This window comes from Pseudomonas sp. XP1, assembly GCF_053557675.1.
Genome location: NZ_JBNRIJ010000008.1, coordinates 27,361 through 39,041, shown reverse-complemented (window position 1 = coordinate 39,041; position 11,681 = coordinate 27,361). Strand labels below are relative to the sequence as shown.

Genomic DNA, 11,681 nt, shown 5'->3' with positions numbered 1-11,681 from the left:
GCAGGTCATGCGCGTCGCCAGTTACTTTGGGTCAGTTGTTGTTGATCTGCTTGATGGTGAGTTCGCGCAGTAGCTCCCTCTCTTCCTGATCCTTGTCATCTTGCAGGCCTTGCTGCAAGTTCAACTCGTCCTGAAGCGAGTGGTCCTTGCTGGCCAGCTCGAGCACCCGCAGACGGAAACGTGCGTCTATTTCGGCGAAGCGGTCGGCACACTCGGCTCGCAGACGCGTGGTCCAGTCCGTATTTGCCAGCATGTAGTCGACCAGTGCGTCGCTCAGTTCACTTTTCCGGACCTTTTCCAGCACACTGGATAGCTCATCGTGCGCCAGGTTCGCAGCACCTCGAAAACGCATGCTGTCGGCAATCGGCAGGTCCAGTTCCCCGGCCAGTTCCCGGCGGTAGGCCAGGCGTACCGAAACCCGGTCACCCGAGCCGGTCCGTTGGTTTGCCAGCAGCTCCAGCTGTTCGATCCGGAAAAGCTGCAACAGGCGACGACGCAATGCTTGCAGGGAATCGCCGGCGTCGACCAACAGGCGTTGGCTCATCAGGTACAGTTCAATATTGTTGAACTCCTGCAGCGCTCCGTCATGGCAGGTCTGCGAGCCGGTTATCGGGTCTGGCAATGCCGCTGCGGCGATGCTCTCCATGATCAGGCGCTCGGTTTCGTTGCTTGCAGCCACCACCAGCATCAAGCGCACCCGTTCGCAGAAGGTGGCTCGCGTATTTGGGTCAACGTATGGGGCGGCATTGTGCAAGCGGCCCGTCAGACGCAATAGGTCACTGCCTTCGAGCTGCTCCCAGCAGTCCTGCAATGCGGCATTCTGCGCCTCGCTACCCAGCATCCAGTGTTCCAGCCTGGGCGTATCATCTCCCAGCAGTGGGAAGTGAGGATGGTCGAGAGATCCTTCGCTTGAAGAATCGGCGAACATCAGGTCGTCGGGGATATCCAGGGCAAAGGAATAGCTGTGCTGACTGTCCGAGAAGGTGCGTACCCGCAGGATGGTTTCAAGAGGCAGCGGGTTGTCGAACAACGCGATCGACGAGATCGGCATGGGATTGTTCAGGTTCGACAGGATGTGCTCGGGCAACTGGGTGATGTTGTTCGAGCTCAGGTCCAGAAGTTCCAGTGGCAGCAAGCTGTCACACCAGCTGGGCCAGGCTTGCAGGTTCATGTTGGTCAATGCGAGTGACTGCAGGTTGTTGGCCAATGATGCGGGTACCCGGTCGATGTTGCCTACACGGTTGCCCGACAGGTCCAGCGAGGTCAGGTTTCGCAGCCCTGCGAAAATGTCCATCATGGCCTGGTCGACCTCCAGCCCCATGTTGCGAAACTCCAGGTAGGTAAGTCGGGGAAGGCGAACCAGGGCAGATGCCAGCGAGGGCATGGCGGCCTGGTGTTCATCGATGGTCAACCGGCTGATGTTGGGGAACCGGCTGAGTAGTTCATCGAGCTGCGAGGCGCTGCCCCGCAACCGCGTCAGGCTTAGTGCACGCACCCGGGCGCCGAAGAATGCTGGAAGTCGCCTGGGGAAATGCTCGATGGCCACATCCTCGAGTTGCAGGCGCAGGTATGACTGGCCCTGCTCCTGTTGTTCCCAGAATTGACCGATCGCCGACGCGATGCGTTGCCTGTCCGCCAGCGCGGCCTGGGTCAATGGGTTGCTCGAGCTGGATGCCTGGGCCCAGCCATCGATCGCATCGCGCATCTGCCGTCGCTCATCGCGAATGCGTGTGAGCTGTTCGGAAAGTGCTGCTGGCTGGTCAGTGGTGATACCCGAGGTGTCGATGCGGTCATTCAGCAACAAGCGCTGCAGGTGGGTTTCATTGATGCTGTTGCCTTCCAGCGAGATCACCGGTGGGGTGGTCAGCATGTCTGCTTCATGAAGCAGGAACGAGGGCAACGACCTGAGATTGTTGTGGCGCAATGACAGATGGGCAATGCGCGCCAGGGCGTCGCTGCCAATCCCGATCGGCCATTGGGCCAGTTGCATCTGGTCCAGGCCCAGGTAATCCAGGGTCAATTCATGGAAGCTTGGCCTGTTACTCTGCGCCAGCCGGTTACCACTCAGGTCGAGGTGTCTCAATTGGCGAAGCCCTGACAGCAGGTTCAGGTCGCTTTCGGAGAGCGTCATGTTCTGGTTGGTGAGCACCAGTCGTTGCAACCCTGGCAGGCACTCGGTGATGGTGGGCACGCTGAACAGGAAGGGCGAGGGCGTTGCCCTGGGGTCAAACGAACGGCTGATTTCCAGCGACTCGATCTGTGGCATCTGCCTGAGCAGGCGTTGCAGCAGGCGCTCGTTCTGCGCCCAACCCGCCAAGGACCCAGACGGCAGGTCGATCAGGCTCAGGCTGCGCACGCGTGAATTGAAAAAGGCGGGCAAGGTGAGCGGCACGTCGGCAAGGGGGACGCGGGCAATACGCAGTTCGGTGGTGGGCCCGCTGCTCTCGTCCAGAGCAGTGTCGTACCAATGTTGCATGATCGAGTCACGCAGGCTGTCGTAGTCGTGTGCTGCCTGGTCGGTTGCCGGCGAAATGGCTTCGCTCCAATCGTCAAGGCTGCTTTGCAGCTCCTGGCGCTGCTCCAGCAGTGTCTGCAAATGTTCGAGTATCTGCAGTTGCGTACGGCCGCGGCTGGCAAGTGCCAGCAGAATCTGATCCGCTGAGCGGCCGGTACGTGCGGCGAGCCCTGTGGCTTCGATAGCTTCCAGCAGGCGCTGGCGGGTGATGCCATGGGTGGCCGGGCCGCCGCCACTGAGCGGGTAGCCCAGGCGGCCATCGGCCAGGCGCATGGGAGAACGGTAGCCAGGACGTACGGGCTGCATGCCCAGTAGCATCCTCAGGGCCGGGCGGGGCGGCAACGGGCTCTCCTGTACAAGGCGCTGCAGCGCTTGCTGATCGGTGACGTCCATGCTTGCCATGGCCGCTGGTAGTGCCTCGTACAATGCAGCGAAAAGGCTTGGATGCACCTTGACCACCGCACTGGGCAGACTCTGGTCGTGGACGATGTACCCTGCTTGGGCATGGGTGATGGTCTTGACTGGGTAGGTGTCAGGCGTGCCTATGGCATGAGCCTGGGTCGGCCAGAACATGCGCTGGAGCAGCCGGAGCCTGGTCTGCGCAGGCCAGCCTGGCAAGCGTTCTAGCATATGCATGATCAACAGGTCGCTATCCCAGTTCGGCACGCTGGACAGGTACAGCCCTTCGCGGGCGCGGGCAAGGCGAATTTGTTGCTGGTAGATGCGCACTTCCTCGGCAAGGCGTATTGGTACCTTGCCGTTGTCGAGCATCTTCAGTTCGTTGGCACTGGCCTCGCGCGCCAGCTCATCGGCGACTGCTGGCGGCAATTTCGGATACGCTCTCTGGATCGCCTCGGCGCCCGGTGCCAGGTTGCGCGAAAGGCCGGCGTAGGCCCTGTAAAACTCAGCTGGCCGAGTGCTCTCGTCTGCTAGCTGGCGGATTGTTTCGTCCAGCTTGAAGCGTTGCAGGGTGTCTTCCAGCAAGGCGGGCAGCCGCCGGCTTTCGGCCAAGGTTCGGCGCAGCTCGTCTTCGTGTACGCCACTGATGGTGACAATCTGCTGCAGCGTCGGCTCATCGAAGTGCGCACTCAAGTGGCCGATGCGGCGCAGGAGTGTCATGCCCGACCAGCTCAGTGGCTTATCCGTAACGTGCAACCATGCTCCGGCACCGTTGTGCCGCATTGGCGGCTGGTAACGGCGAGGACTTGCAGGGTGTTGCAAACGATATTCACCTGTCGTTGGCGCTTGGCTGACGATGTACTGATTGCCCTGCAGTACCAGCCAGCGTTTCCCTTGGTGATGCCGTAGGCCCAGTTCGTCCGGTACCAGGTCATGGGGCAGCATTTCGGAGCTCTGGTAGGGCGTCAGGTCGGGTTTCCACAACCGTATCTGACCATCGGCTGTTTCCACGCTTTCCAGTTCTTCGATGAATGAAGGCGTTTCTACAGGAATACGGGCTATCTCTGGCTCCGCGCCCGCTCGCTCTTCTGTCTCCGGCCCTTCCGGCGCCGTGCCGCTTTCGCTGCCCCGTGAGCCCCCCAATGCCCTGGCTGCTGCGGCGAGGGCGGCCATGACGGCCACGTTTTCGATCACATCGACCAGATAGCCATAGGCAGTGTCACGCTCGTCGTTTTTCCAGGCGTCGATCCCTTCATACACCTCATGGGCCAGCTGGGCCAGGCAAACGGCAAGCATTGCCTCGCCAAGCCCTGGCACGAAGAAGCCGGCGATGTTCAAGGCCGTAAGCACGCGGCCGGCAACCAATTCCCGGTGGGCTTGCGTTGTGCGCCGGTCGACGATTTCGGTCGGAGTGGCGTGGAACAGCACATCCTTCTCATGACGCTGGGCCTTCTGGAAAGCCATCACGCCTTGGAAGGCGTGGCTGAAAGGCCTCATGACCGGGTACAGGGTGGCATGCGGGTCCATTACACGTTCATGCAAGCCGCGGGCACTCCAGGCGAGGGGCATGAGCCGGTCTTTCAGGCGGGTGGTTATAGACGCCTTGTCGCGGTCGGCGAGGTGCCTGTCCAGATAGCCGATATCGGTCTGTAGCCTGTCGCGCAATTCGTCGTGCACGGCTTGCTGGCTGGCGAACTCCTTGAGGGGCGTCGTGCTGTCTTCAGGAATGTACAGCGCCACGGCCTGATGCCCTTCAGTTTGCAGGGTAATGAGCACAACGCCGGTCAGCTCGGCTTCCCACAGGTCGAGCAAGCTGAACGTCACCGGCGAAGAGGGCGATGGCACCTGGTCAAGTGGTGTTGCAAGAGCGGCGCAATAGAGTGCTTCGCTGATATCACCCTTGAGGCGGGCGAAATGCAGGGATTGCCGGAATGCCGAGACCTCGGCACGCCCCAGGGTTTCATAAACGGCCAGTGCAGCTTCATCGGCGCCGAGTGAAAGCGTGGCCGCCGGGTAATAGATGGCATGTACCTGTTCATGGTACTTGCCGCCGATATCCAGCGTGCGACACAAGTCGGCGAAATCTTCGGCGGCGATATCCAGTGTATTGATGATCGGCACGGTGCCCATGAAGCGGCGGTGATCGACGATGACCGACCGCTTGAGCAGGGAGGCGGGCGCGTCCATGCCATGTTCGGCGGTGGCGTCACGGTCGAAGTTGTGCAAGGCGCACTGCAGCAGCGAGCGTGTAGCCCGGTCGACGGCCTGGCGGCTGTCGACGGCGTTGGTCGTTTCGATCAGGCGGGCATCGACGAGGTAAGTGTTGCGCACATCCAGGTCAAGCCTGAATCGCTGCTTTATGGCTTCGGTGAGTGCCTTGGTGGCGTAAGTTTCCAGGGTGGGAAGCTGTTCGAAAAGCTTGTGCACCTGTACCTGGTGCTCGCGGTGGCGTGCGTGTTCTACCTGCCATGCCTTGGCGACTTCCGGTTGTTGCTGGAGGGCCATCGCCAGCCAAGCAGGGGGCTGATGCCAGTTGCGCATCGCACGGTGGGTTTCTGGTGGAGCGTGCTTGAGCCAGGTGGGGATTCTGCGCTCGATGGTGGCGTAATGAGCACTAGGCACGGCAGTGACTGCAGTTGGCATGGCGAGGCCCTTGCTTGATTTGGGGCGAGGGACTATCGCGGGCCTGCCTGAGTTGCTGGAGGTAGATATATGTGCCCCTTGCCGTGCGGTGGCATAAGCGCGGGCAGTGCTCAAAGCGCAATTCAGGTTTATGATGGCCCACGGCCGAATAATCCTCACACGGAGTGCGCAATGCAGACCCTGTACCCGCAGATCAAACCCTACGCCCGGCACGATCTGGCCGTGGAAGCGCCGCATGTGCTGTATGTCGACGAAAGCGGCTCGCCAGAAGGTCTGCCGGTGGTGTTCATCCACGGCGGCCCGGGCGCCGGTTGCGACGCCCAGAGCCGCTGCTACTTCGACCCGACCCTGTACCGCATAATCACTTTCGACCAGCGCGGCTGTGGCCGTTCCACGCCGCACGCAAGCCTGGAGAACAACACCACCTGGCACCTGGTCGAGGACCTCGAGCGCATCCGCGAGCACCTTGGCATCGACAAGTGGGTGCTGTTCGGCGGTTCGTGGGGCTCCACGCTGGCCCTGGCCTACGCCCAGACCCACCCCGAGCGGGTGCATGGCCTGATCCTGCGCGGCATCTTCCTGTGCAGGCCTCAGGAGATCCAGTGGTTCTACCAGGAAGGCGCCAGCCGGCTGTTCCCCGATTACTGGCAGGACTACATTGCGCCAATCCCGCCAGAGGAGCGTGGTGACCTGGTCACGGCATTCCACAAGCGCCTTACCGGCAACGACCAGATCGCCCAGATGCACGCGGCCAAGGCCTGGTCCACCTGGGAAGGCCGTACCGCCACCCTTCGCCCCAACCCGCTGGTGGTCGACCGTTTCTCCGAGCCGCAGCGCGCGCTGTCGATCGCCCGTATCGAATGCCACTATTTCATGAACAATGCCTTCCTCGAGCCGGACCAGCTGATCCGCGATCTGCCAAAGATCGCCCACCTGCCGGCGGTGATCGTGCATGGCCGCTATGATGTGATCTGCCCGCTGGACAACGCTTGGGCGTTGCACCAGGCCTGGCCGAACAGCGAGCTGAAGGTGATCCGTGACGCTGGCCACGCCGCTTCCGAGCCGGGCATCACCGATGCCCTGGTGCGTGCCGCCGACCAGATGGCCCGGCGCCTGCTCGACCTGCCCCTGGAAGAAGCATGAGGGGCCTATTGCAGCGTGTGCGTGGCGCACGGGTGGAGGTGGCGGGGGAGGTAGTGGGTGCAATCGACCAGGGGTTACTGGTACTGGTGGCCGTCGAGCCTGAAGATTCCCGTGAGCAGGCCGACAAACTGTTGCACAAGCTGTTGAACTACCGGGTGTTCAGCGACGAGCAGGGCAAGATGAACCTGTCGCTCAAGGATGTCGGGGGAGGTTTGTTGCTGGTGTCGCAGTTCACCCTGGCGGCGGACACCCGCAACGGCATGCGCCCGAGCTTTTCGACAGCAGCGCCACCGGCCCTCGGCGCCGAGTTGTTCGACTATCTTTTGCAGCAGGCGAAGGCCCGGCACGCCAATGTGGCAAGCGGCCGTTTCGGGGCAGACATGCAGGTGCACCTGGTCAATGATGGCCCCGTAACATTTATGTTACAAATGTGAGTATAAAAAACCCCTTGTTCACAGGAAAACAAGGGGTTTTGTACGATAAATAGTTGTTCCAGCCTGATGCGTTGTCACGCGACCTGCTGGATAATCGCGCGCTGCATGGACCTGCGTTCGCAGGTTCGTTTCACTCTGACTCGAGTACTGTCTGGATCCGTTTGGGGAATCATTACGCCCTCACGGGGTCCGAACAGTGCTCGCCAACCCGGCATTTGTCGCTGGCCGTTGGTTTCATGATCTGTTTTCGGCGAGGGTTGCTCGTGATTGTTAGTCCCCAAAAAGCATCAAGAATCCCCGGTACCGGGCTGCGCAAGGCCCTGATGGCCAGTGTGGCAGTGGTCGGCCTGATGAGCGCGGGCCAGCTGTGGGCATTCAATCTTGACGATGTTGCAGCCAAGGCAAAGGATCTGGCCGGCCAGAAGTACGAAGCACCGAAAAGCAACCTGCCGGCCGTATTCCGCGACATGAAGTTCGCGGACTACCAGAAGATTCATTTCCTGCAGGAAAAGGCCGAGTGGGCCAAGGACAAGACCCCATTCAAGCTGTCGTTCTATCACCAGGGCATGCACTTCGACACCCCGGTGAAGATCAACCAGGTCACCGCCACCAAGGTCGAGGAAATCAAGTACGACCCGAGCCGTTTCGAGTTCGGTGACGTGCCACACGACCCGGAAACCACCAAGAACCTCGGTTACGCCGGCTTCCGTGTGTTGTACCCGATCAACAAGGCCGACAAGCAGGACGAGATCATGACCTTGCTTGGCGCCAGCTACTTCCGCGTGGTCGGCAAGGGCCACGTGTACGGCCTGTCGGCCCGTGGCCTGGCCATCGACACCGCACTGCCGTCGGGCGAGGAATTCCCGCGCTTCACCGAGTTCTGGGTCGAGAAGCCCAAGCCGGCCGACAAGCACCTGGTCATCTACGCCTTGCTGGACTCGCCACGCTCCACCGGTGCCTACAAGCTGATCCTGCGCCCAGGCAACGACACCGTGGTCGACGTGCAGTCCCGCGTCTTCCTGCGTGACCATGTCAGCCGCCTGGGCATTGCCCCGCTGACCAGCATGTACCTGTTCGGCCCCAACCAGCCGTCCAAGGTCCTCAACTACCGCCCGGCCCTGCACGACTCCGAAGGCCTGTCGATCCATGCCGGCAACGGCGAGTGGCTGTGGCGCCCGCTGAACAACCCGAAACACCTGGCCGTGAGCAACTTCAGTGTCGAGAACCCGCGTGGTTTCGGCCTGATGCAGCGCCAGCGTGCCTTCAGCGACTATGAAGACCTCGACGACAACTACCAGAAGCGCCCGAGCGCCTGGATCGAGCCGAAGGGTGACTGGGGCAAGGGCACCGTCGACCTGGTCGAAATCCCGACTGCCGACGAGACCAACGACAACATCGTGGCCTTCTGGAGCCCGGAAAAGCTGCCTGAGCCAGGCAAGCCATTCGAGTACGCCTACCGCCTGCACTGGACCATCGACGAGCCGAAGTTCCAGGCTCCAGAGCTGGGCTGGGTCAAGCAGACCCTGCGTTCCACCGGCGACGTCAAGCAGTCCAACCTGATCCGCCAGCCAGACGGCAGCGTGGCCTTCCTGGTCGACTTCGCCGGCCCGACGCTGGCCGCCCTGCCGGAAGATACCGCCGTGCGCAGCCAGATCAGCGTGGGCGACAATGCCGAGGTGGTCGAGAACAACCTGCGCTATAACCCTGAGACCAAGGGCTGGCGCCTGACCCTTCGTTTGAAGGTCAAGGAAGCCAACAAATCGACCGAAATGCGTGCCGCGCTGGTGCGTGACGTGCCGGTCGAAGCCGCCAAGCCTGCCAAGGACGCCAACCAGGACAAGGCTGCAGCCAAGCAAGCCAAGGCCGAGAAAGCCGCCAAGGCCGAACAACCTGCCGCCGATGCGGCGCCCACCAACGGGACCCCGGCCACCACCGAGAAGGTGCTGACCGAGACCTGGAGCTATCAGTTGCCTGCCGATGAGTAACTCAAGCGCAAGGCCGGAATCGCTTCGCGAGTACCTGGCCCACCTACCACTGAGCGACGAGCAGCGTGCGGAACTCGCCAGCTGCACGTCCTTCAGTGAGCTGCACCAACGCCTGGCGGCCAACCCGGCCGCTAGCTCTGCCGAGGCCGTGCAGGCCTCGGTGGGCCCGCGCCTGACCGTAGGCAGCGCCGCCGAGCTGGAAGACGCCGAAATGCTTGGCGTCGACGGCAGTGGCCGCCTGTGCCTGAAGATCGCACCGCCGATCAAGCGCACCAAGGTCGTGCCCGAGCCATGGCGCACCAACGTGCTGATTCGCATGTGGCGGCGCATGACCGGTCGCACCAACGCCCCGCAGCCGCCCAAGCGCGAGCTGCCGCCAGCCCGCTGGCGCACGGTCGGCTCGATCCGCCGTTACATCCTGCTGGCGCTGATGATCGGCCAGACCATCGTTGCCGGCTGGTACATGAAGGGCATCCTGCCGTACCAAGGCTGGTCGTTCGTGGACTTTGACGAAGTCGTCAACCAGCCGCTGTGGGACACCGTGGTACAGGTTTGGCCGTATGCCTTGCAGACGTCCATCCTGGTTCTCTTCGGCATCCTGTTCTGCTGGGTATCGGCGGGCTTCTGGACCGCGCTGATGGGCTTCCTCGAGCTGCTCACCGGGCGTGACAAGTACAAGATATCGGGTAGCAGTGCAGGCAACGAGCCGATCGCGCCCGAGGCGCGTACCGCGTTGGTGATGCCGATCTGCAACGAAGACGTGCCACGTGTGTTCGCCGGCCTGCGCGCAACGTTCGAATCGGTGGCCGCCAGCGGCAACCTCGACCGATTCGACTTCTTCGTGCTCAGCGACACCAACGACACCGACATCGCCGTGGCCGAACAACAGGCCTGGCTGGACGTGTGCCGCGAAACCAAAGGCTTCGGCCGCATCTTCTACCGCCGCCGTCGGCGCCGGGTGAAGCGCAAGAGCGGCAACCTCGACGACTTCTGCCGTCGTTGGGGCGGCGAATACAAATACATGGTCGTACTCGACGCCGACAGCGTCATGAGCGGCGAGTGCCTGAGCAGCCTGGTGCGCCTGATGGAGGCCAACCCGGACGCCGGCATCATCCAGACCGGGCCGAAGGCTTCGGGCATGGATACCTTGTATGCGCGCCTGCAGCAGTTCGCCACCCGCGTGTATGGCCCGCTGTTCACCGCCGGCCTGCACTTCTGGCAGCTGGGCGAGTCGCACTACTGGGGCCACAACGCGATCATCCGCATGAAGCCGTTCATCGAGCACTGCGCCCTGGCGCCGTTGCCGGGCAAGGGTGCGTTCGCTGGTGCAATCCTCTCCCACGACTTCGTCGAAGCTGCGCTGATGCGCCGTGCCGGCTGGGGCGTGTGGATTGCCTACGACCTGCCGGGCAGCTACGAAGAACTGCCGCCGAACCTGCTCGACGAGCTCAAGCGCGACCGCCGCTGGTGCCACGGCAACCTGATGAACTTCCGCCTGTTCCTGGTCAAGGGCATGCACCCGGTGCACCGTGCGGTGTTCCTCACCGGGGTGATGTCGTACCTGTCGGCACCGCTGTGGTTCCTGTTCCTGGTGCTGTCGACCGCGCTGCTGGCGACCAACACGCTGATGGAGCCGCAGTACTTCATCGAGCCGTACCAGCTCTACCCGCTGTGGCCGCAGTGGCATCCGGAGAAGGCCGTGGCGCTGTTCTCCACCACCATCGTGCTGCTGTTCCTGCCCAAGCTGCTCAGCGTCATCCTGATCTGGGCCAAGGGCGCGACCGAGTTTGGCGGGCGCATCAAGGTCACCCTGTCGATGCTGATGGAGATGCTTTTCTCCATGCTGCTGGCACCGGTGCGCATGATCTTCCACACTCGCTTCGTGCTGGCCGCGTTCCTCGGCTGGGCCGCGACCTGGAACTCGCCGCAGCGTGACGACGACTCCACTCCGTGGAGCGAAGCGGTGCGCCGCCACGGCCCGCAGACCCTGTTGGGCATTGCCTGGGCGGCGCTGGTGGCCTGGCTGAACCCAAGCTTCCTGTGGTGGCTGGCGCCAATCGTTGGTTCGCTGGTGCTGTCGATTCCGGTTTCGGTGATCTCCAGCCGCACCCGCCTGGGCCTGGCGGCCAAGGACGAGAAGCTGTTCCTCATCCCCGAGGAATACGCCACTCCGCAGGAGCTGCTGGCCACCGACCAGTACACCCACGAAAACCGCTGGCATGCCCTGCATGACGGCTTCGTGCGGGCTGTGGTCGACCCGCGGCAGAACGCCCTGGCATGCGCCATGGCCACTGCCCGTCATGGTCAGGCGGCGCCTATCGAGGCATTGCGCGTCGAGCGCGTGGCCAAGGCGATGGAGGTCGGGCCGCAAGGGCTGGACCTCAATACCCGCCTGGCCCTGCTCAGCGACCCGGTGGCGCTGACCCGCCTGCACGAGCAGGTCTGGGCCGAGCACAATGCGGCGTGGATCAACGTGTGGCGTGCATCGATCAAGAACGACCCGCATTCGCCGCTGTTGCCGCTGCATCCGGAGAATGAAGGCCAACCGGCACTCGTCGGCGC

Annotated in this window: 5 protein-coding genes; 4 read left to right on the top strand and 1 reads right to left on the bottom strand. The window is 62.6% G+C overall.

The window, feature by feature from the left end; all coding sequences use genetic code 11:
• Window positions 1–31 precede the first annotated feature (31 nt).
• Window positions 32–5,557, bottom strand: coding sequence for a dermonecrotic toxin domain-containing protein (locus ACK1U9_RS09750; RefSeq protein ID WP_230386307.1), 5,526 nt, complete (start codon window positions 5,555–5,557; stop codon window positions 32–34).
• A gap of 171 nt (window positions 5,558–5,728) precedes the next feature.
• Here ACK1U9_RS09750 and pip point away from each other — a divergent pair, with 171 nt between their 5' ends.
• The 4 genes from pip to mdoH all read left to right on the top strand — a co-directional run.
• Window positions 5,729–6,700 (top strand): prolyl aminopeptidase, encoded by a 972-nt coding sequence (gene pip, locus ACK1U9_RS09745; RefSeq protein WP_013974556.1) that lies wholly within the window; start codon window positions 5,729–5,731, stop codon window positions 6,698–6,700.
• Window positions 6,697–7,134 (top strand): D-aminoacyl-tRNA deacylase, encoded by a 438-nt coding sequence (gene dtd, locus ACK1U9_RS09740; protein WP_108480213.1) that lies wholly within the window; start codon window positions 6,697–6,699, stop codon window positions 7,132–7,134. Before pip ends, dtd begins: the two co-directional genes overlap by 4 nt.
• Window positions 7,135–7,397: 263 nt before the next feature.
• Window positions 7,398–9,119, top strand: a complete 1,722-nt coding sequence (locus tag ACK1U9_RS09735; RefSeq protein WP_219928545.1) for a glucan biosynthesis protein G — start codon at window positions 7,398–7,400, stop codon at window positions 9,117–9,119.
• Window positions 9,112–11,681, top strand: a 2,570-nt coding sequence (mdoH, locus tag ACK1U9_RS09730; RefSeq protein WP_025340923.1) for a glucans biosynthesis glucosyltransferase MdoH, incomplete at its 3' end; no start/stop codon positions are given. The genes ACK1U9_RS09735 and mdoH, both read left to right, overlap by 8 nt.